17 protein-coding genes are annotated in these 20715 nt (G+C 63.3%); 6 read left to right on the top strand and 11 right to left on the bottom strand.

Going from position 1 to position 20715, the window contains the following annotated elements; genetic code table 11:
* Window positions 1-34: 34 nt before the first annotated feature.
* Entirely contained in the window at window positions 35-1756 is a 1722-nt protein-coding gene (aceK, locus tag AC1RMG_RS11105) for a bifunctional isocitrate dehydrogenase kinase/phosphatase (RefSeq protein ID WP_011059868.1), read from the bottom strand.
* Between the two features lie 248 nt (window positions 1757-2004).
* Between aceK and AC1RMG_RS11100 the strand changes: the two genes are divergently transcribed.
* The gene (locus AC1RMG_RS11100; protein WP_077933554.1) at window positions 2005-2904 is read left to right on the top strand and encodes a DMT family transporter; all 900 of its coding nucleotides are present in this window, start codon (window positions 2005-2007) and stop codon (window positions 2902-2904) included.
* Window positions 2905-3466: 562 nt separating this feature from the next.
* Window positions 3467-6619 carry an autotransporter outer membrane beta-barrel domain-containing protein gene (locus AC1RMG_RS11095; protein ID WP_368994411.1) on the top strand — a complete coding sequence of 1051 codons (3153 nt, stop codon included), beginning with the start codon at window positions 3467-3469 and terminating at the stop codon, window positions 6617-6619.
* 110 nt (window positions 6620-6729) lie between these two features.
* Here the strand turns inward: AC1RMG_RS11095 and AC1RMG_RS11090 are convergent, their stop codons facing one another.
* From AC1RMG_RS11090 to cysK, 4 genes are all read right to left on the bottom strand, one after another.
* Window positions 6730-7107: a type 1 fimbrial protein gene (locus AC1RMG_RS11090; RefSeq protein WP_493169213.1), complete on the bottom strand. Its 378-nt coding sequence runs from the start codon at window positions 7105-7107 to the stop codon at window positions 6730-6732.
* Between the two features lie 348 nt (window positions 7108-7455).
* A complete protein-coding gene (locus tag AC1RMG_RS11085; RefSeq protein ID WP_019093320.1) occupies window positions 7456-8319 on the bottom strand; it encodes a DMT family transporter in 864 nt (287 codons plus the stop codon).
* A 352-nt stretch (window positions 8320-8671) separates the two neighbouring features.
* Complete coding sequence (locus AC1RMG_RS11080; protein WP_011059858.1) at window positions 8672-9610, bottom strand: aspartyl/asparaginyl beta-hydroxylase domain-containing protein; 939 nt, start codon at window positions 9608-9610, stop codon at window positions 8672-8674.
* A gap of 226 nt (window positions 9611-9836) precedes the next feature.
* The gene (gene cysK / locus AC1RMG_RS11075; protein WP_011059857.1) at window positions 9837-10811 is read right to left on the bottom strand and encodes a cysteine synthase A; all 975 of its coding nucleotides are present in this window, start codon (window positions 10809-10811) and stop codon (window positions 9837-9839) included.
* Between the two features lie 248 nt (window positions 10812-11059).
* On the opposite strand from cysK, the gene AC1RMG_RS11070 reads away from it, so the two are divergent.
* The 3 genes from AC1RMG_RS11070 (at window position 11060) to AC1RMG_RS11060 (ending at window position 14316) form a co-directional block, all read left to right on the top strand.
* Window positions 11060-12136, top strand: a complete 1077-nt coding sequence (locus tag AC1RMG_RS11070) for a DUF748 domain-containing protein (RefSeq protein ID WP_053156838.1) — start codon at window positions 11060-11062, stop codon at window positions 12134-12136.
* Window positions 12137-12279: 143 nt separating this feature from the next.
* Window positions 12280-13125 carry an AAA family ATPase gene (locus tag AC1RMG_RS11065; protein ID WP_011059855.1) on the top strand — a complete coding sequence of 282 codons (846 nt, stop codon included), beginning with the start codon at window positions 12280-12282 and terminating at the stop codon, window positions 13123-13125.
* Window positions 13126-13137: 12 nt separating this feature from the next.
* Window positions 13138-14316, top strand: a complete 1179-nt coding sequence (locus AC1RMG_RS11060; protein ID WP_011059854.1) for a vWA domain-containing protein — start codon at window positions 13138-13140, stop codon at window positions 14314-14316.
* 71 nt (window positions 14317-14387) lie between these two features.
* Here AC1RMG_RS11060 and AC1RMG_RS11055 read toward each other — a convergent pair whose 3' ends face one another.
* The 4 genes from AC1RMG_RS11055 to AC1RMG_RS11040 form a co-directional block, all read right to left on the bottom strand.
* The gene (locus AC1RMG_RS11055) at window positions 14388-15305 is read right to left on the bottom strand and encodes a 5-oxoprolinase subunit C family protein (RefSeq protein WP_019093317.1); all 918 of its coding nucleotides are present in this window, start codon (window positions 15303-15305) and stop codon (window positions 14388-14390) included.
* Window positions 15302-16006 carry a 5-oxoprolinase subunit PxpB gene (pxpB, locus tag AC1RMG_RS11050; RefSeq protein ID WP_053156828.1) on the bottom strand — a complete coding sequence of 235 codons (705 nt, stop codon included), beginning with the start codon at window positions 16004-16006 and terminating at the stop codon, window positions 15302-15304. The genes AC1RMG_RS11055 and pxpB overlap by 4 nt, the downstream gene beginning before the upstream one ends.
* On the bottom strand, window positions 16003-16755 hold the full coding sequence (locus tag AC1RMG_RS11045) for a 5-oxoprolinase subunit PxpA (protein ID WP_015634555.1): 753 nt from the start codon (window positions 16753-16755) through the stop codon (window positions 16003-16005). Before AC1RMG_RS11045 ends, pxpB begins: the two co-directional genes overlap by 4 nt.
* A 71-nt stretch (window positions 16756-16826) precedes the next feature.
* The gene (locus AC1RMG_RS11040; protein WP_011059850.1) at window positions 16827-18110 is read right to left on the bottom strand and encodes an MFS transporter; all 1284 of its coding nucleotides are present in this window, start codon (window positions 18108-18110) and stop codon (window positions 16827-16829) included.
* 137 nt (window positions 18111-18247) lie between these two features.
* On the opposite strand from AC1RMG_RS11040, the gene AC1RMG_RS11035 reads away from it, so the two are divergent.
* Window positions 18248-19168, top strand: coding sequence for a LysR family transcriptional regulator (locus tag AC1RMG_RS11035; RefSeq protein WP_053156822.1), 921 nt, complete (start codon window positions 18248-18250; stop codon window positions 19166-19168).
* A gap of 212 nt (window positions 19169-19380) precedes the next feature.
* Here the strand turns inward: AC1RMG_RS11035 and AC1RMG_RS11030 are convergent, their stop codons facing one another.
* Entirely contained in the window at window positions 19381-19923 is a 543-nt protein-coding gene (locus AC1RMG_RS11030; protein ID WP_011059848.1) for a DUF2937 family protein, read from the bottom strand.
* 10 nt (window positions 19924-19933) lie between these two features.
* Window positions 19934-20710, bottom strand: a complete 777-nt coding sequence (locus AC1RMG_RS11025; RefSeq protein WP_011059847.1) for a class II glutamine amidotransferase — start codon at window positions 20708-20710, stop codon at window positions 19934-19936.
* Window positions 20711-20715: the final 5 nt, after the last annotated feature.

Raw genomic sequence — 20715 nt, 5'->3', positions numbered from 1 at the left:
GCCCTCGCCGGCAAACCGGCTCCTGCACGTCTATTTATTCGTCTTCCAGGCCTTGGCGCCGGTAAGGGAAGACATCGATCACCTTGCCGGCGCGGATGGCCTCCTGCAGGCCCTTCCAGTAATCGGCGTTGTACAGCTCGCCGTGCAGCTGGTCGAACAGCTTGCGCTGGCCGGCATCGGCGAACAGGAACGGCGGGAACTCCTCGGGAAACACGTCGTGGGGGCCGATGGAATACCAGGGTTCGGAAGCCATTTCATCTTCCGGGGTACGAGGGGCCGGAATGTGGCGGAAGTTGGCTTCGGTGAGGAAGCAGATTTCGTCGTAGTCATAGAACACCACCCGGCCATGGCGGGTGACGCCGAAGTTCTTCAGCAGCATGTCGCCGGGGAAGATGTTGGCCGCCGCCAGCTGCTTGATCGCCAGGCCGTAGTCCTCCAGGGCCTCGCGCACCTGGGCTTCGTTGGCATGCTCCAGGTAGAGGTTGAGCGGGGTCATGCGCCGCTCGGTCCAGCAGTGGCGGATCAGTACCGTCTGGCCTTCCACCGCCACCGTGGAGGGCGCCACTTCCAGCAGTTCCTCAAGGCACGCCGGGTCGAACTTGCTCAGGGGGAAGCGGAAGTCGGCGAACTCCTGGGTATCGGCCATGCGGCCCACCCGATCCACGCTTTTCACCAGCCGGTATTTCTCGATCACCGTGGCCCGGTCGACGTTCTTCGACGGCGAGAAGCGGTCCTTGATGATCTTGAACACGGTGTTGAAGCCCGGCAGGGTGAACACGCTCATGACCATGCCGCGCACCCCGGGGGCCATGATGAAGCGATCGTCGGTGCTGGCCAGGTGGTTGATCAGGGCACGGTAGAACTCCGACTTGCCGTGCTTGTAGAAACCGATGGAGGTGTACAGCTCGGCGATGTGCTTGCCCGGCAGGATGCGCTTGAGGAAGCCGATGAATTCCGCCGGCACCGGCACGTCCACCATGAAGTAGGAACGGGTGAAGGAAAAGATGATCGAGACGTCCGCCTCGTCGGTGATCAGCGCGTCGATCTGGATCCCCCGGCCTTCGCGGTGCAGTAGCGGGATCACCAGCGGCCACTGTTCTTCATGGGTGAAGATGCGCCCCACCAGGTAGGCGCCCTTGTTGCGGTAGAGCACCGAGGAAAACAGTTCCAGGGTCAGTTCCGGGTCCTTGCACACCCAGTCCGGCAGGTTCTCCCGCAATTGCGCCTCCAGGCGCCGCAGGTCCCCCGGCAGGTCGGCGTAGTCCTCGCTGAAGCGGTAGTCGGCGAACACCTGTTCGAGCATCGTCGCCAGTTCGCCCTGGGGCTTGTAGCTGCGGGTCTGCGCGGCCCGGGCCCGGCGCAGGCTGGGTCGGGTGGTGTGGATGAACATGCAGCCGTCGCTGATCAGGTCGTGGCTGAACAGGCCGCAGAAGATCGAGTTGTACCAGGTCTCGGACAGCTCATCGTCAAAGCGCAGGTCGATCAGGCTGATGTAGGCGCTTTTCACCAGTGGCCACTGGCTGACATCCATCAGCGACTCGGTGCTGAAGGCCTGGTGCAGGCGCGCCACGGTCTCGCCCACCTTCTCTTCATACAGGTTGATCCGCGCTGCCGAGGCCTTTTGCGCTTGCTGCCACTGCGCCTGCTCGAAGCGTTGCCGGGCACCGTCGGTGATCTGGCGAAAATGCTCGCGGTAGTCGTCGAAGCCATCGAGGATCATTCGAGCGATATCGGCGGCGGGCCATGACTGCGACATAAAGAGACCTCTGCGGGAATTTACGATGCCAGAGCTTAGCCAGTGAAACGAGGTGAAGAGAAGCGTATTTTTGTGATGGGACGTACGCCGAAAAATGACCCGGCGGTCGCTCTGTCTCCAGGCCTCTGCAACGCAGGATTGAACGCAACAATCGGGGTGCGGGTTTTCTTCGCCCAGTGCGCCAATAAGGTTTGCCATGCCCGGCCACGCTGGGCAAGATCCCTCGCCCCGAACCCAAGGAACCTCCTGTGAAACCTGTCGATCTGCTGCGCCTGCTGTCGCTGGCCGCCATCTGGGGCGCGAGCTTCTTGTTCATGCGCATCATCGCCCCGGTACTGGGCAGCGTGCCCACGGCCTTCTTCCGGGTGTCCATCGCCGCGCTCGGGCTGCTGGTGATGCTGGCGTTGATGCGGGTCGACTGGAACTTTCGCGGCAAGCTCAAGACCGTGCTGCTGCTCGGGGTGATCAACTCCGGGATACCCGCGACGATGTACTCGGTGGCGGCCCAGGTGCTGCCCGCCGGCTACTCGGCGATCTTCAATGCCACCACGCCGTTGATGGGGGTGTTGATCGGCGGCCTGTTTTTCCATGAACGCCTGACCCCGAGCAAATTCGCCGGGGTCTGCCTGGGCCTGCTCGGCGTCGGCATCCTGACCCGCGCCGGCCCCGTGGCCTTCGACCGAGACCTGCTGCTGGGCGCCCTGTCCTGCTTGATGGCCACCACCTGCTACGGCTTCGCCGGGTTCCTCGCCCGACGCTGGCTGGACCAGGCCGGCGGCCTGGACAGCCGCCTGTCGGCCCTGGGCAGCATGCTGGGAGCGACCCTGCTGCTGTTGCCGCTGTTCGCCTACAACGCCATCAGCCAGCCGCCCCCCAGCTGGGGTGGCTGGAGCGTATGGCTATCGCTTTTGGGGCTGGGGCTGGGCTGCACCGCGTTTGCCTACGTGCTGTATTTCCGCCTGCTCAGCGCCATCGGCCCGGTGCGTTCGATGACCGTGACCTTCATGATCCCGCCATTCGGCGTACTGTGGGGCGCGTTGCTGCTGGACGAGCCGCTGTCCATGGCCCACCTGTATGGCGGCGCGCTGATTGCCGCCGCGCTGTGGCTGGTGCTCAGGCCGGGACCCCGGGCCATCCCGAGCGAATAGCTGACCGATCGCTGATCTCCCCCAGATACCTGCGGTGGTGGAATAACAAGGAAAGTTAAAAACAACTTTCAAGCACTCCCCCCACCGCCTCATCTAAAACACACTTCCATCCTCGTCACACTCCCCCGCAAAAAATCTGGAAAGATGAAATTCTACTGATCCAGAAATCAAGTATCAGACACTTCCAATCTAAAACAACTTAAACAACCTACAAATAACAAAGACGATTCTGCGCCTTTAATCAGATATTCCTTACTCCCCCGAAATACTCCATCTCCCCTCTGCCCCTGCCTGTAGCACGCCCCTATCCTCTTTGAACCACCGAACCCATTGCAACTTCCCGGACCGTTCCAACACCGCCAGAACTTGCATGAATACAACACTCGAGTCGGACTTTTTTACAGCACGAGCCTAGGACAACTCACAACCCAATAGTTCTTATTTCGTCTCGAGAGTTAGCCCCTCCAACGCTGTAACTCCCCCCTTGCACAACGCTATTTGCCAACACGCTCAATGTTGTTTTCAAACCCTCGACTGAACAGGCATCGCCTTGAAGAATAAAATGTTGCAAAAGAACCATTTCAAATACGCCAGTACCACGACCGCTGTTGCTCTAGCACTGAGTTCGTTATCCCCCGCGGTCCTTGCCGAGACGACCTGGACCGGGGATGCCTACCACCTGGCAGTCGACCCGAACGGCAACGCCTATCGGGTCAACGAAGACAACGCCTGGGAAAGAAATGGCAACTGGAGCAAGGGCGCTCCCGCCAGCAATGAAGTCGTCAACGTTGACAGGCCGCTCAGCAGGGGAACCAACGATGTCGCGCAATTGGATAGCGCACAAATGATCGGCAGTCTCAACGTCGGCACCAGTAGCAATGGCCTGGGCCAGTTGAATGTGGGCGGCAACGGCTGGCTGGAAATCGCCGACGCACTCACCCTGGGCAGCGTACAAGGCGCCGTGGGCAAGGCCTCATTCAACAACGGCGCAAGACTGGGCACAGCCGGTGACTTGATCGTCGGCAAAAGCGGGTCCGGCGAGTTGAACCTGGGCAGCGGCTCGCGAGCCCACACCCAGGGCAATGCTCTGATCAGCGCCGAGCAGGGTGCATCTGGCGCGCTCAACGTCGATGGCGGCGCAACCCTGACCAGCGACAAGACATTGACTGTCGGCGGTGCCGGCAACGGTTCGCTGACCGTCGGCAACGGCGCTCAGGTCAACGCTCGGGACAGCATTGTGGCGGCCGACCCGGGCGCCACCAGCGCTATCAACATCAGTGGCGCAGGCAGCCAATTGAACGTCTCCGGCAACATGACCCTGGGCCAGAGCGGCAAGGCGGCCCTGACGCTGGCCGATCAAGGCCAGGCCAGGGTCGGCAGCGGCGCCCTGCAGATTGCCCGGGACGCCAGCGCCAGCGCTGCGCTCTATGTGGGGGCGGCCAGCGCCAATGCCGCTGACGCTCGGGCTGCGGGCCAACTGGATGCCGCACGGGTGATCTTCGGCCTGGGCCAGGGGCTGGTCCAGTTCAACCATAGCGACAGCGACCACTCGTTCGACGCCGGCTTCGAAGGCCATGGACGCATCAGCCACATCGCCGGACAGACCCTGTTCAACGGTGACTCCAGCACCTTCAGCGGCGAACTGCATGTCCAGGGTGGCGAACTGCTGCTGAACAACGCCATGGCCGGACAGGTGCAGGTCGATCGCAACGCCAGCCTGCACATCGGCGCCCACAACGGCAGTGCCGGCGCAGTACTGAGCGATATCGGCAACGATGGCCAGGTGGTGTTCGATCGCAACAACTCGTACCAGTACGACCAGGTGATTTCCGGTAGCGGCTCGGTCGAGCAACGTGGCACCGGTACCACCGTGCTCACCGCAGAAAACACCTACAGCGGCGGCACGCTGATCAGCAACGGCACCCTGCAACTGGGTGCCGGCACAAGCGGCGGCCGCAGCGGCTCGATTCTCGGTGACGTGCAGATCGATGCGCCCGGCAGCCTGGTGTTGAACCGCGCCGACAGCTACCGCTTCGGGGGCTCAATGGCGGGTAGCGGTACGCTCAACAAGCGCGGTACCGGCCGCACCGAACTGAGCGGCAACAGTTCCAACTTCCACGGCCAAAGCCAGGTCGAAGCCGGTATCCTCGCCGTCAACGGCACCCTCGGTGGCTCCACCGACGTGCATGCGGGCGCGACCCTGGCCGGCAATGGCCAGGTCGGCAATGTCACCCTGCACGACGGTGCCACAGTGGCCCCGGGCAACGACATCGGCACCCTCACCGTGTCTGGCAACCTGGACCAGCACAGCGGCTCGACCTTCTACACCGAACTGCTGAGCACTGGCGCCAACGACCGACTGCAGGTGAACGGCGCAGCGCGGCTGGACGCCGGCAGCATCGTCAACGCCGACAAGCTCGACAGCGCCCGCTACGAGCTGGACAGGCGCTACCTGATCCTCGCGACCCAGCAGGGCCTGAGCGGTCGCTACAACCTGACCGGCGATACCCGAGTCTCGACGTTCTACAATCTGGTGGATAACTACGACAGCCACAACGCCTACCTGGATGTACAGCAGACCCGTCTGTTCCAGGACGCCGCCCTCTCGCGCAACCAGCGCGCCACGGCCACTGCGCTGCAAAGCCTGAAGGGTTCTGCCGTACCGGCTCTGACGCCACCGGTGCACAACAAACTATTCGAGGCCATCGCCTACCTGCCCGACGATCACCAGGCCCGCGCGGCCTTCGAGCAACTGTCCGGGGATTTCCACAGTTCGACCCGTTCGGCGCTGATCCAGGACAGCCGCCTGGTCCGCGACGCGGCAAACAGTCGCCTACGTTCGGTGACCGCCACCCAGGACAGTGGCGCCAGCCGTGACAGCGATTCAGGCCTGACCCCCTGGATCACCACGCTGGGCAACTGGGGGGAGCTCAAGGGGGGCAGCAATGTCGCCAGATTGCGCAGCGACACCCAGGGCGTGCTCGCCGGTGTCGACACCCAGGTCGGTGACAGCGGTCATATCGGCGCGTTAACCGGTTACAGCCGAACGGAACTGAAAAGCTCGTCACGGGATGCTTCCAGCGACAACGACAATATCCACCTGGGGGTCTATGGCGGGGCCCAGGTCAGCGACTTCGACCTGCGTGGCGGCCTGGCCTACACCTGGAGCCGGATCGACGCCAAGCGTTCGGTGAACTTTGCCGGCTATAGCGACCATCTGCAGTCCACCCATCAAGCCGGCACCCTGCAGGCGTTCGGTGAAGTGGGCCGGCGCCTGGACTTCGGCCCTTCAGTACAGCTGGAACCCTTTGCCAACCTGACCCACGTGCAGGTCAAGAGCGATGGCTTCAAGGAACATGGGGGCCTCGCGGCCCTGAGCGCCAAACAGGTCTCGGACCAACAAACGTTCGCCACCCTGGGGTTGCGTGCCAGTGCCAGCAAGCCACTGGACAGCGGCAAGTCGCTCAGCCTCTTTGCCAGTGCCGGCTGGAAACATGCCTTGGCCGGCGCTACACCGGCCAACACCTATCGTTTCGACGCAAGTGATGCTTTCCGTGTCGAAGGCGTGGCCTATTCACGCAACAGTGCAGTACTCGAAACGGGCGTGGAAACCCGGCTGACCCCTGAGTTGAGCCTGGGCGCCGCATACAGCGCGCAACTGGGTGATGCGTCCAGCGAGCACGGCCTGCGCCTGAACGCTAGCTACCAGTTCTGACCCGGCCATGACCACGGTGCGGCGGCTACGCCGCGCCATATCGCTGATCGGGCGGCAGCCAGGCCCTCAGCTTGGCGTGCTATGGCCAGAGGCTGCCGACGGCTGCGGCTTCAAGGAACACTCAGGGTGATCAGGTAGGCGCCCGAGGTCACGGCCTTGCCGGCCTGGTCGATAACGGCATAGTGCTGGTCGTAATAGCGCCCCTCGCGCCCGCTGTCGGCCAGGAGCTTGACCTTGACTACGGAGTTTCCCGGGCCGCTGGCGCTGGCCAGCGGGTCGACCCGCCGAACGTCAATGGATCCCCCGCGCGAGCCCTGAGGGCACTGCCGCAAGTTCAGCCCATCGCTGGCAGCATTGGAGGTGCAGTTGGACTCTACGATCTTGCCGTAAAAACGGATGATGCCTTGCCCTGAGGGAGTGGCGGCAAGGCAACTGCCCGATAGCCCAAGGAACAGACTCAAAGCAGTGGAAGCAAGCGCTACGTTCATCCTGACTCTCCTTGTGTGTAAGGACTGTATCGTCAGTCTAGGTACGGGCTTTAGATTTTGAGAAAAGTCTGATGGACTGTTTGGAAGCATTAGAAAAGAAGTCCAATCAACTGGTTATCAAAATCACCTGCAAGCGTTGCTCAGGCGACTCTTCGAGCTGCCTCACGCGGCGCTGAAGCCCTGTCCCAATGCTGTTGGCGAGTACCTTTTCGACAATGATGCCATATGGCCACCATTCGACATAAAAGTCGACCCTTCATGCCATAAATAGGGAAAACAACCGACCGGGCATTGCACCCGGCCGGTGTCGTCAGCGACGGCGCGCAGAGCTCACGCCGCCCAGGGCGGTCAAGGCTGCTTGCGGAACACGAACACCAGCCCGACGATGATCAGGCCCATGCCCACCAGGCTCAGCAGCCCCAGGCGGTTGCCGAAGAACAGGTAGTCCATCAGCGCGGTCACCGCGGGCACCAGGTAGAACAGGCTGGTGACATTCACCAGGTTGCCCTGGGCAATCAGCCGATACAGCAACAGCGTGGCCAGCACCGACACCACCAGCCCCATCCACAGCAGTGGAATCACGAAACCTGCGCTGTGCTCGAAGTGAAACGGCTGGAACGGCACGAACAGCGCGCACAGCAGCAGCCCTGCCAGGTACTGCACCGGCAGCGTGCCCAGGGGATTGTCGGTGATGCGTTTCTGCATGATCGAACCGGCGGTCATGCTGACCAGGGCCAGCAGCCCGCACAGCATGCCGGTGATGGACATCCCCGCCAGGCCGATGCTCTGGTAGACCACCATCACCAGCCCGGCCAGCCCCAGGCTCAGGCCAAACAGCCGGCTCCAGGAGCGCTGGCGCTCCATCAGCACCACCGTGAGGATCGGCTGCACCCCCATGATGGTGGCCATGACCCCGGGGGTCACCTTCAGGTCCAGGGCCAGGATGTAGAAGATCTGGTAGGCCCCCAGCAGCACCAGGCCGGTGGCCACGGCAAAGCCCATGGCCCGGCGCCCCCGGGGCAACCTGAGCTTGAGCAGGGGCGCCAGCAGCATCAGGCCGATCAGGGCAATGACGAAGCGCAGCAGCAGGAAGGCAAAGGGTGAAGCGTGGGCCAGGCCCCATTTGGAGAAGATGGCGCCACTGCTCCAGAGCAGGACGAACAGGCTCGTGGAAGCGGCCGCGAGCGCGGACTTTTTTGAAATGAGCAACATGAAAACCACCTGTAATCAGGCAAGAAGCCAATTCAGCCGAGGCTGAAGTTCAGTAGTGTTTTTTTCAGGCGGGCGCAGGGAGCAGCAGCGGTTGCTGATCAGCCCGAGAAGCCAACGCCCGGCGGTGATACGACTGCGTACACCGGCGTGCTACTGACAGGTGGGGGGTAATGACCGATCTGCACAGGCTGCTGATTCCCGCACGGCACGACGCCAGCGTTGACCGCTGAAACCACTACCGCGCTGAGAAGGGAAAAGGCCATGTACTGATGGTTCTCGAGAGAGGAAAAACCTGAGTCGCTGGACTCATCGGACGCCGAATATAACCAGCGCCCGATATTCATTGCAAGATTTATCCGAACAGCCACTTCCACAGGACTACCAGCACCACCACTGCCAGCACCGGGCGCAGGATGCGGTACAGCTTGGGATGGCGGCGCTTCCACTGCTTGACCACGCCACTGAAGCTGTCGCTGAAGCGCTTGCTCCAGGCGTAGGCCTGGTTGATCCCGCCGACACGCTCGTCGTCCAGGTTCTGCGGCGCGGTGGCGCGGCCCAGTTGGGCGCTGACCCAGCGGTTGATGCGGGTCATCAGGCGGCTGCTCAGCGGACGCTCGATGTCGCAGAACAGGATCACCCGGGTGATCTCGGTTTCGTTCTTCACCCAATGCACGTAGGTCTCGTCGAACATCACGTCTTCACCGTCGCGCCAGGCGTACTCCTGGCCATCGACGAAGATCCGGCAGGCATCGGAGTTGGGGGTCGACAGGCCCAGGTGATAACGCAGGGAACCGGCGAAGGGATCGCGGTGCGGGTTGAGGTGGCTGCCGCCGGGCAACAGCGCGAACATCGCGCCCTTGACGTTGGGAATCGCGCTCACCAGCTCGACGGTCTTCGGGCACAGGGCCTCGGCCGAAGGCAGCGGCTTGTCGTACCACTTGAGGTAGAAGCGCTTCCAGCCCTTCTTGAAGAAGGAACCGAAACCGGCATCGTTGTTCTTCTCGGCGGCGCGGATGTAACCCTCGTCGAACAGGTGCATGGCCTCTTCGCGGATCACTTCCCAGTTGTCCCGCAGGATGTCCAGCTCGGGAAACTTGCTGCGGTCCAGGTACGGCTTGGAAGGCACCCCGGAGAACAGGTACATCAGGGCGTTATAGGGGGCGAACAGCGCCGAATGGTTGACGAACTGGCGCAGTACCGGCAGACGCGCCTTGCCGCGCAGGTGCACGTAGAGAATGCTGCCGACGAACAGCGACAACACCGCGACCTTGGCGGTAAAGGAAAAGCTCATGCAACGACTCCTTGGAAATAGGCACCTGTAGGGGGAGCGTTCACCCGACCTGGCAGCCGGCAATGATAAACACTCCTGGGCCCTGGAAAAACCCGCACAACCCAACATTCAGCGTTAACGGTTATGCAACAAAGGCGTTAAGTAGCATAAGCAGCCAGGCCCTGGCCTGATATGGGTCAGCATTCGCCGGCAAGCCGGCTCCTGCGGGCGAATGCCTGATCCGTGCTTACTGCTGGTTTTCCTGCTCGGTGAACAGGTCGCTGAAGAGCATGCTCGACAGGTAGCGCTCACCGGAGTCCGGCAGGATCACCACGATGGTCTTGCCCTGCATTTCCGGGGTTTCCGCCAGGCGTACCGCCACCGCCATCGCCGCGCCGCAGGAGATGCCGCAGAGGATGCCCTCTTCCTGCATCAGCCGCAGGGCCATGGCCTTGGACTCTTCATCGGTCACCAGCTCCACCCGGTCGACCATCGCCAGGTCCAGGTTCCTGGGCACGAAACCGGCACCGATGCCCTGGATCTTGTGGGGGCTGGGCTTGATCTCTTCACCGGCGAGTTTCTGGGTGATCACCGGAGAAGTCGCCGGCTCCACCGCCACCGAGAGAATCGGCTTGCCCTGGGTCTTCTTGATGTAGCGCGACACACCGCTGATGGTGCCCCCTGTGCCAACCCCGGCCACCAGCACGTCCACCGCGCCGTCGGTATCGTTCCAGATTTCCGGACCGGTGGTCTTTTCGTGGATCGCCGGGTTGGCCGGGTTATCGAACTGCTGCGGCATGAAGTACCTGGCCGGGTCGCTGGCAACGATTTCCGCCGCCTTTTCGATCGCCCCCTTCATGCCCTTGGCCGGCTCGGTGAGCACCAGCTCGGCGCCCAGGGCCTTGAGCACCTTGCGCCGCTCGATGCTCATGGACGCCGGCATGGTCAGCATCAGCTTGTAGCCACGGGCGGCGGCGACGAAGGCCAGGCCGATCCCGGTGTTGCCCGACGTGGGCTCGACGATGGTCATGCCCGGCTTGAGCTTGCCGCTGCTTTCGGCGTCCCAGATCATGTTCGCGCCGATCCGGCACTTCACCGAATAGCCCGGGTTGCGCCCTTCGATCTTGGCCAGGATGGTCACCCCGCGCGGGGCGATGCGGTTGATCTGCACCAAGGGCGTATTGCCGATGGAATGGGCGTTATCAGCAAAAATTCGGCTCATGGCTGGGTCCTTATGCAGCAGTGAAGAAGTCCCCAAGGGTATGCCTGGCGCCCTTGAGCGTCCAGTCGCGCAACACCCGGGCCAGCCGGGCCGGTCGCGCCTATGCAAGAGACACATCAGCGACGCCGAGTTCATGGCCCGGCTCCTGCGTTCCCCGAACCTGCGCCCCAGGCCACCCCGGGAACATTGACTCGAACGTCTGCCAACGGACGCAGTCAATGCCTGTATACGGCTGGAGGCTGCTGATCATGAAAGCTCGTTACCGTTGGCCCCTGTGGGTCCTGGCAAGCCTGGTGGTGCTGCTGGTGGCCCTGCATATCGCCCTGCCCTACCTGGTGCGCGACTACTTGAACGACAAGCTGGCGGACATGGGCGACTACCGCGGACGCATCAGCGACATTGACCTGGCCCTGTGGCGCGGCGCCTACCGCATCAATGGCCTGGAGATCGTCAAGGTCAGCGGCAAGGTGCCGGTGCCCTTCGTCAAGGCGCCGCTGATCGACCTCTCGGTGAGCTGGCATTCGCTGTGGTACGACCACGCGGTAGTGGCCAAGGTGCAGTTCATCCAGCCGGAGCTGAACTTCGTCGACGGCGGGGCCGACAAGCAGGCATCGCAGACCGGTGAGGGCACCGACTGGCGGGCCCAACTGGGCAAGCTGCTGCCCATCACCCTCGACGAAGTGCGGATCGATGACGGCAAGATCCACTTTCGCAACTTCAGCTCCAAGCCGCCGGTGAACATCGGCGCGACCCAGGTCAACGCCAGCTTCTACAACCTGACCAACGTGGTGGACACCCAGGGCAAGCGCGATGCGCGCTTCGACGGCAAGGCCCTGCTCCAGGGCCAGGCGCCCATGGAAAGCACCGCCACCTTCGACCCCTTGAGCAACTTCGAGAACTTCGAGTTCCGCCTGCGGGCCCGGGATATCGAGCTCAAGCGCTTCAACGACTTCGCCTCGGCCTACGGCAAGTTCGACTTCAATGCCGGGCACGGTGACGTGGTGATCGAAGCCCAGGCCGAGAAGGGCCAGTTGCACGGCTATATCAAGCCGCTGTTGCGGGACGTGGAAGTCTTCAACTGGCAGCAGGACGTGGAGAACCGCAACAAGAGCATTTTCCGCTCGGTGTGGGAGGCCCTGGTGGGCGCCGGGGAGAACCTCCTGAAGAACCAGCGCAAGAACCAGTTCGCCACCCGGGTCGAACTCAGCGGCAGTGTGCACCAGCAAGATATCAGCGCGTTCCAGGCGTTTTTGCAGATCTTGCGCAACGGTTTCATCCAGGCCTTCAATGCCCGCTACGAGCAGCCCAAGCCGTCGCCTGACTGAGTCACCCCGTGACGCTCCATTCAGAGACTGAATGGGGCGTCCACGTTCACAGTCGACCGGGCAGCGCGTTATAGTCGCGCCATCACTCCCCATTCAATCGACCTGCCCCGGGCAGCTCGCCGTCACCGTTCGAGGAATTGCAGATGAAGTTCGAAGGCACCAGCGCATATGTCGCCACCGATGACCTGAAGCTGGCAGTCAATGCCGCCATCACCCTGGAGCGTCCGCTGCTGGTCAAGGGCGAACCCGGCACCGGCAAGACCATGCTTGCCGAGCAACTGGCCGAATCCTTCGGCGCCAAGCTGATCACCTGGCACATCAAGTCCACCACCAAGGCCCACCAGGGCCTGTACGAGTACGACGCGGTCAGCCGCCTGCGCGATTCGCAACTGGGCGTGGACAAGGTGCACGACATCCGCAACTACCTGAAGAAGGGCAAGCTGTGGGAGGCCTTCGAATCCGAGGAGCGGGTGATCCTGCTGATCGACGAGATCGACAAGGCCGACATCGAGTTCCCCAACGACCTGCTGCAGGAACTCGACAAGATGGAGTTCTACGTCTACGAGATCGACGAGACCATCAAGGCCAAGCAGCGGCCGATCATCATCATTACCTCCAACAACGAGAAAGAGCTGCCGGACGCCTTCCTGCGTCGCTGCTTCTTCCACTACATCGCCTTCCCCGACCGCACCACCCTGCAGAAGATCGTCGATGTGCACTACCCGGACATCAAGAAGGACCTGGTCAGCGAAGCCCTGGACGTGTTCTTCGATGTGCGCAAAGTGCCGGGCCTGAAGAAGAAGCCCTCGACCTCGGAACTGGTGGACTGGCTCAAGCTGCTGATGGCCGACAACATCGGCGAAGCGGTGCTGCGCGAGCGCGATCCGACCAAGGCCATCCCGCCCCTGGCCGGCGCCCTGGTGAAGAACGAGCAGGATGTGCAATTGCTCGAACGCCTGGCGTTCATGAGCCGTCGCGGTAGTCGTTAAGAGGCTGATGCCATGCTGCTCAACCTGTTCAATGAAATGCGCGCGGCCAAGGTGCCGGTGTCGGTGCGCGAGCTGCTGGACCTGATCAACGCGCTCAAGCAGCGCGTGACCTTCGCCGACATGGACGAGTTCTACTACCTCGCCCGGGCGATCCTGGTGAAGGACGAACGGCATTTCGACAAGTTCGACCGGGCCTTCGGCGCCTACTTCAACGGCCTGGAAAAACTCGACGACCACCTGCAGGCGCTGATCCCCGAGGATTGGCTGCGCAAGGAGTTCGAGCGCTCGCTGACGGATGAAGAGCGGGCGCAGATCCAGTCCCTGGGCGGCCTGGACAAGCTCATCGAAGAGTTCAAGAAACGCCTGGAAGAACAGAAGGAACGCCATGCCGGCGGCAACAAGTGGATCGGCACCGGCGGCACCAGCCCGTTCGGCTCCGGTGGCTTCAACCCGGAAGGCATCCGCGTCGGCGATGCCGGCAAGCGCCAGGGCAAGGCGGTGAAAGTCTGGGACCAGCGCGAGTACAAGAACCTCGACGACTCGGTGGAACTGGGCACCCGCAACATCAAGGTGGCCCTGCGCCGGCTGCGCAAGTTCGCGCGCCAGGGTGCGGCGGAGGAGCTGGACATCGACGGCACCATCGACCACACCGCCCGGGATGCCGGGCTGCTGAACATCCAGATGCGCCCGGAACGGCGCAACAGCATCAAGTTGCTGTTGCTGTTCGACATCGGCGGTTCCATGGATGCCCACGTGAAGATCTGCGAGGAACTGTTCTCGGCCTGCAAGACCGAGTTCAAGCACCTGGAGTACTACTACTTCCACAACTTCATCTATGAGTCGGTGTGGAAGAACAACATGCGCCGCGGCTCCGAGCGCACCTCGACCCAGGACCTGCTGCACAAGTACGGCGCCGACTACAAAGTGATCTTCGTCGGCGATGCCGCCATGGCGCCCTATGAAATCACCCAGGCCGGCGGCAGCGTGGAGCACTGGAACGAAGAAGCCGGCTACGTGTGGATGCAGCGCTTCATGGAGAAGTACAAGAAGCTCATCTGGATCAACCCCTATCCCAAGGACACCTGGGGCTACACCGCTTCGACCAATATCGTTCGCGAGTTGATCGAAGACCAGATGTACCCCCTGACCCTGCGTGGCCTGGAAGAAGGCATGCGCTTCCTGTCCAAATAAACCCGTTCGCCAGCAAGCCGGCTCCTACAGGGCGATGTAGGAGCCGGCTTGCCGGCGAAGCTTTCAGCCCCTCACCCGAACCGGCGCAGGAACGCCACCTGCTGCCGATGCGCCGTCTCCTGTACCACCGGCGCCAGGCGCACTTCGCTGCCCGGCAGGCACTGCGCCAACCGCGCCAGTGATAGCGGCGTCAACGCTCCCAATCGCGGATAGCCGCCAATGGTCTGCCGGTCATTGAGCAGGATGATCGGCTGGCCGTCCGGCGGCACCTGGATCGCCCCCAGGGGAATGCCCTCGGAAATCATCGGCCGGCCCTGGTACTGCAAGACCGGCCCGAGCAAGCGCGCGCCCATGCGGTCGGCCCGGCTGTCCAGGCTCCAACTGCTATTGAAGGCATCGAACAGGCTCAAACCGCTGAACTGGCCGATCTGCGCCCCCAGGATCACCTCCAGCGGTGCAGCGGATTGCCAATCCGGCAGTTGCTCCGCCGACAGGCTCTTGAGCGCACCGCCAGCTCCCGAATAACTCAACACCCCACCCTCGCTCAGGGCGCGGCCATAACCATCGGGGCCACCCAGGGCTTCACGCAACACACTGGCGCAACTGCCCAACACCTTGGGCGCGTCGAAACCGCCAGGGGCGGCCAGATAGGCCCGGGCCCCAGAAAATGGCTGGGTGAATCGCAGCCGCTGGCCCTTTTGCAGGATGAAACTGCGCCCCGGGGTCAAAGGCCGCTCATCCACATAGGCCCCAAGATCAGCCCCGGCCAAAGCCAGCAGGCAATAGTCCTCGGCCTGCAGGGTGAAACCGCCCAGGGTGATTTCCACCACCGGCGCATCCAGGGCATTGCCCAGCAGCCAGTTGGCCCAGGACATCGACACCCAGTCCAGCGCGCCGCCCTGGGTCACGCCCAGGTGGCGCACGCCAAAGCGCCCGGCATCCTGCAGCAGGCACAGCGGGGTGCTGGCCTCGATCGTCAGTCGGCTCATGCCGGCACCTCCAGTGGCGTGTCATCGCCCCCCAGGCGCAGGAACTCGGCCCGCTCCACTGGGGCAAAGCGCACCCGGTCCCCCGGTTGCATCAGGCTGTAGCCGTCGCGCTCGCGGTCGAACAACCGGCTCGGGGTGCGGCCGATCAGGTTCCAGCCCCCGGGTGATACCACCGGGTAAGCCGCGGTCTGCCGTTCGGCGATCCCCACACTGCCCGCCGCCACCCGCTTGCGCGGGGTGTTCAGCCGCGGCGCCGCGAGTGCCTCCTCCACCAGCCCCATGAAGGCAAACCCGGGAGCGAAGCCCAGGGCAAACACTTGATATTCACGCTGGCTGTGACGCTCGATCACCTCGGCCACCGACAGCCCGCTGCGCCGGGACAACAGCACCAGTTCCGGCCCGACACTGAGGTCGTACCACACCGGCAGCACGTGCTCGCGCCCGGCCTGGGTGGTGCCGGGCGCCAGGTCGGCCAAGGCGATCTCGATCCGCTGCCGGGCCTCGGACGGGCTCAGCGCCAGCAAATCGTAATGCACCATCAGCGTGGTATAGGACGGCACCAGATCGACCAGAGACTCGCCGAAGGCCCGCCGCAGCCCTTCGGCGGCGGCCAGCATCCAGGGCATGTTGTCCTCGGCGATCACCTCGAACAGCCGCACCATCAGGCAGTCGATGGCGACTACTTCAACCTGTGGCTTCATAGGCCGGACTGCTGGTTCAGGGCCTCGCGAATGCGCTGCACCGCCGCCACCGAACTGGCGTTGTCGCCATGCACGCACAGTGTGTTGGCGTGCAGCAGCAAGGCGCTGCCGTCGCTGGCGGCCAGGGGCTCGCCGCGGGCGATGGTCAGGGCCTGCTGGAGGATGGTTTGCGCGTCATGGTGCACCGCCCCCGGCAACTGCCGCGACACCAGATGCCCGGCGTTGTCGTAGGCGCGATCGGCAAAGGCTTCGAACCACAGGGTCACGCCGTACTCATCGCCCAGGGCCTGGGCCGCGCTGTTGTCGCGGGTGGCCATGAGCATCAGCGGCAGTTGCGGGTCGTAGGCTGCCACGGCCTGGATCACCGCCCGCAGTTGCGCAGGCTTGGCCATCATGTCGTTGTACATCGCGCCATGGGGTTTGACGTACTCGACCCGGCCGCCCTGGGCTCGGCAGATGCCGTCCAGCGCACCGATCTGATAGTGCAGCAGGTCCTGGATTTCCTCGGGCGAGTAGCTCATGGAGCGGCGGCCAAAGCCGGCCAGGTCCTGGTACGCCGGATGGGCACCGATGCGCACGCCATTGGCCAGGGCCAGGGCCACGGTCTTGCGCATGATGCCCGGGTCACCGGCGTGGAAACCGCAGGCGATGTTGGCGCAGTCGATAAAGGGCATGACTTCGGCATCCAGGCCCAGGGTCCAGTTGCCAAAGCTTTCGCCGATGTCGCAATTCAATAACAGGCGGCTCATGGTCAGTGTTCCTGTGTTTTTATAAGGGGTCCGCTGCGGGGCAGCGCTGGCAATGCCCCGCAGATTATCAGTTAGCGTGCCTCAAGTTCCTTGCCGCGGGTTTCCGGCAGGCTCAAGGCTGCCAGCACCACCACGCCGTAGGACACCGCGGCAAAGGTGCCGATGGCCGCGCCCAGCGGCACATGCTGGCTGAGCAGGCCGATCAGCAGGGGGAACAGCGCCGCCAGCGCCCGGCCGCTGTTGTAGCAGAAACCCTGGCCGGAACCGCGGATGCGGGTGGGGAACAGTTCGGTGAGGAACGCTCCCATGCCGCTGAAGATGCCCGAGGCGAAAAAGCCCAGGGGAAAGCCCAGCCAGAGCATCACCGCGTTGCTCACCGGCATTTGCGTATAGAGCAGGACGATGGTGAAAGAGCCGGCGGCGAACAGTACGAAGTTCTTCTTGCGCCCGAGAATATCGGTCAGGTAGGCGCTGATCACATAGCCCATGTAGGAGCCGAAGATCACCATGGCCAGGTAGCCGCCGGTGCTCAGCACGCTCAGGCCACGCTCGGTCTTGAGGAAGGTCGGCAGCCAGAAAGTGATGGCGTAGTAGCCGCCCTGGGCCCCCGCCGCCAACAGCGATGCGCGCAGGGTGGTGCTGAGGATCCCCGGGGCGAAGATCTCGTAGAACCGGGCCGGGTTGCTGGGCTCTTCCCGGGCCCGGGTTTGGCGATAGACCTCAGGGTCCTTGACCAGGCGGCGGACGAAAATCACGAAGATCGCCGGCAGGATGCCCAGCAGGAACAGCCCGCGCCAGGCGTCTTCCGGCGGCAGCAGGGAGAACAGCAGCGCATATAGCAACGCCGTTATGCCCCAGCCCAGGGCCCAGCCGGACTGCACCATGCCCACCGCTTTGCCACGGTTCTTGGCACGGATCACCTCGCCGATCAGTACCGCCCCGGCGGTCCACTCGCCACCGAAGCCGAAGCCCATCAGGGTCCGGGCGATCAGCAACTGCTCGTAGTTCTGCGCCAGGCCACACAGAAAGGTAAAGAATGCGAACCACAGGACCGTGAGTTGCAACGTGCGCACCCGGCCAATGCGGTCGGAGAGGATCCCGGCGATCCAGCCCCCCAGGGCGGAGGCCAGCAAGGTACTGGTATGGATCAGCCCGGCTTCGGCGGAGGTGATGCCCCACAGTGCGATCAGGGTCGGGATCACGAAACTGAGCATCTGCGTGTCCATGCCATCCAGGCCATAACCGAGCTTGCAGCTCCAGAATGTCCGGCGCTCCTGCTGGTTGATGTCCCGGTACCAGTCAAACGGGCCGGCGCGGCGCGGGGCCTTGGCGGCCAGTGTTTCGGGCGCACTCATGGCGATCTCCAGGGTAATTTATTGGTGTTGTTCTGGGCCCCGACGACGCATATCGTGGGTTGGCGCATTCTTCGGCTCGAGCGCCAACTGCGTCCAACTAATAAAAACTGCCCTTATGCATAAGAAAAGTTGATCCCATGAACCTCAAGTTCCTCGAAACCTTCGTCTGGGTCGCGCGGCTGAAGAGCTTCAGCCACACCGCGGAAAAACTCTTTACCACCCAGGCGGCGATCTCCAGCCGCATCGCGGTGCTGGAGGGCGAACTGGGCGTGAAGCTGTTCCTGCGCGACTCCCGGGGCGTCAGCCTGACCCCGGAAGGCGTCAAGGTGCTGGAGCACGCCGAGCAGATGCTCGACACCCTGCAGGTGCTGAAACAGTCCATCCAAGCGCCGTCGAGCAAGGTCGGGCGGGTTCGCATCGGGGTCATGGATACGGTGATCCACACCTGGCTCAGCCCCCTGGTGGCGGAGATGATGGACCACTACCCGCAGGTGGAAATCGAGCTGGTGGCCGACACGTCGCTGAACCTGTGCGAACAGTTGCAAAAGGGCTTTCTGGACCTGGTGCTGCAAACCGACCTGCTGCGCCAGGAAAGCATCCGCAGCCTGGAACTGGCCAGCTATCCCATGGGCTGGATCGCCGCCAGCAACTCGATCTACAACCGCGACTACGCCAACGTCGCCGAGCTGGCCCGGGAACGGATCGTCACCTACTCGAAGAACTCCCTGCCCCACCAGCAGGTGCTGAGCCTGATGCAGGCCAACGGCGTGCTGGCGCCGCGGCTCAACTGCGTCAACTCGGTGTCGGCCATCACCCGCCTGCTGCGGGACGGCTTCGGCATCGGCGCCCTGCCGCCGGTGCTGGTGCGCGAGGAACTGGCCCGGGGCGAACTGACCCTGCTGGCCATCGAACAGCGCCCGCCGAACCTGCAAGTGGTGGTGTCGTGGCGGGTGGGAGTGGAATTGGTGGAGGACATAGTCGAGCTGTGCCAGCGCGTGGTGCAGCGCTATGGGCAGAAGGTCGGCGCGGATTACCTGGTGCTCAGCGAACCCCAGTGAACATCGCCATCCCCTCTCTCGTAGGAGCTGGCTTGCCAGCGAACCGCGCGCTGCGGTGTGTCAGGCGCGCCGCTTTCGCCGGCAAGCCGGCTCCTACACAGAAAACAAAATCGATACGGCTCCCGTAGGAGCTGGCTTGCCAGCGAAGGCGATCTTCAGTCAGGCGCAAGCCACGCGGCCCCCGTCGCCGGCAAGCCGGCTCCTACAGGGGGTCAGAGGCCTTTGAGGTCGCGCTCTTCAATCGGGCGGCTCTGGCGCAGGCGCTTGCCGCCCAGCACTACCCAGTCGATCAGCCGGTACAGGCATTCCAGGCCGAAGGACAGCAGCAAGGCGCCACTGATGCCCCAGATCATGGCTTCCGGGGTCAGCAGGATCTGGTAGCTGTAGCCGTCCCAGGTTTCCTTGCGGATTTCCGGGTCAGGGGCCAGGGCCACTTGCAGCAGGCGGATGTACCAGGGCCCCTGCATCGCCTGGTATTGCTTGTCCAGGGCCAGCTGGCGGCTGAGCAAGCCGCTCAGGCTCTCGGCATCGCTGCGAAACACCGGATCGTCGCTGGCCCGGTAATGGGCCACCAGGGCGTTCATGTCGCCCTTGAAGAATTGCTGCGCGGTGCCCTGGAAGCCCTGCAGGCTGTGCTGCGACTCGATCAGATGCGCCTCGACGCGCTTGGCGTAATCACTGATGAAACCCGGCACTTGCACACCGATCAACAGGCCGGCGGCGAACAGCACCAGCCGCAGATAACTGAGCAACATAGGGATGTCCTTATTCGGTCTGGCCATGGCTGACGCATTCACCGCGCCGCCACAGGCTCCACTGGCCCGGCTGGTAGCGGGTCCAGGTTTCGTTTTCGGTCAAGGGTTCAGTGGCGATCACCGTGACCACGTCGTTGGGCGTGGTTTCGGCCTGGAAGTCGACGATCACATCCACATCCTTCAGCCGCGCCGGGCCGAATGGGGCGCGCCGGGTGATCTGCGCCAGTTTGGTCGAGCAATAGCAGAACAGCCAGTCACCGTCGCTGAGCAGGCCATTGAACACGCCCTTGCTGCGGTATTCGCTGCAGGCCTGGATCAGGGTCGGCAGCAGTTCCTCGATTTCCACCGGCTCGGGAAAGGCGGCCCGCACCCGGTTCAGCAGGTCACAGAAAGCCGCTTCGCTGTCGGTATCGCCCACCGGGCGGTAGAAGCTGGCCTGGGGCTGGAAATCCGCCAACTGGCCATTGTGCGCAAAGCACCAGTTGCGGCCCCACAGCTCGCGGACAAAAGGATGAGTATTGGCCAGGCAGACCTTGCCGACGTTGGCCTGGCGGATATGGCCGATCACCACTTCGCTCTTGATCGGGTAACGCTGAACCAGGTTGGCCACTTCCGACTCGCTGCTGGCCGCCGGGTCCTGGAACAGGCGCAGGCCGCGGCCTTCATAGAAAGCGATGCCCCAGCCGTCGCGATGGGGGCCGGTGCGGCCGCCGCGCTGCATCAGCCCGGTAAAGCTGAAGACGATATCGGTCGGTACATTGGCGCTCATGCCCAACAACTCACACATGCTCG

The sequence above is a fragment of the Pseudomonas sp. GW822-FHT04H02 genome (genome assembly GCF_058800645.1).
This window is presented reverse-complemented; position numbering and strand designations above follow the sequence as displayed.

Bases quoted from the DNA above. Each gene is read 5' to 3' on its own strand.
- AC1RMG_RS11070 (WP_053156838.1), top strand. From the start codon at position 11,060: ATGAAAGCTCGTTACCGTTGGCCCCTGTGGGTCCTGGCAAGCCTGGTG.
- AC1RMG_RS11035 (WP_053156822.1), top strand. From the start codon at position 18,248: ATGAACCTCAAGTTCCTCGAAACCTTCGTCTGGGTCGCGCGGCTGAAG.
- AC1RMG_RS11080 (WP_011059858.1), bottom strand. From the start codon at position 9,610: ATGAGCTTTTCCTTTACCGCCAAGGTCGCGGTGTTGTCGCTGTTCGTC.
- cysK (WP_011059857.1), bottom strand. From the start codon at position 10,811: ATGAGCCGAATTTTTGCTGATAACGCCCATTCCATCGGCAATACGCCC.
- AC1RMG_RS11030 (WP_011059848.1), bottom strand. From the start codon at position 19,923: ATGTTGCTCAGTTATCTGCGGCTGGTGCTGTTCGCCGCCGGCCTGTTG.
- aceK (WP_011059868.1), bottom strand. From the start codon at position 1,756: ATGTCGCAGTCATGGCCCGCCGCCGATATCGCTCGAATGATCCTCGAT.
- AC1RMG_RS11065 (WP_011059855.1), top strand. From the start codon at position 12,280: ATGAAGTTCGAAGGCACCAGCGCATATGTCGCCACCGATGACCTGAAG.
- AC1RMG_RS11085 (WP_019093320.1), bottom strand. From the start codon at position 8,319: ATGTTGCTCATTTCAAAAAAGTCCGCGCTCGCGGCCGCTTCCACGAGC.
- AC1RMG_RS11090 (WP_493169213.1), bottom strand. From the start codon at position 7,107: ATGAACGTAGCGCTTGCTTCCACTGCTTTGAGTCTGTTCCTTGGGCTA.
- AC1RMG_RS11055 (WP_019093317.1), bottom strand. From the start codon at position 15,305: ATGAGCCGACTGACGATCGAGGCCAGCACCCCGCTGTGCCTGCTGCAG.
- AC1RMG_RS11095 (WP_368994411.1), top strand. From the start codon at position 3,467: ATGTTGCAAAAGAACCATTTCAAATACGCCAGTACCACGACCGCTGTT.
- AC1RMG_RS11045 (WP_015634555.1), bottom strand. From the start codon at position 16,755: ATGAGCCGCCTGTTATTGAATTGCGACATCGGCGAAAGCTTTGGCAAC.
- AC1RMG_RS11040 (WP_011059850.1), bottom strand. From the start codon at position 18,110: ATGAGTGCGCCCGAAACACTGGCCGCCAAGGCCCCGCGCCGCGCCGGC.
- pxpB (WP_053156828.1), bottom strand. From the start codon at position 16,006: ATGAAGCCACAGGTTGAAGTAGTCGCCATCGACTGCCTGATGGTGCGG.
- AC1RMG_RS11025 (WP_011059847.1), bottom strand. From the start codon at position 20,710: ATGTGTGAGTTGTTGGGCATGAGCGCCAATGTACCGACCGATATCGTC.
- AC1RMG_RS11060 (WP_011059854.1), top strand. From the start codon at position 13,138: ATGCTGCTCAACCTGTTCAATGAAATGCGCGCGGCCAAGGTGCCGGTG.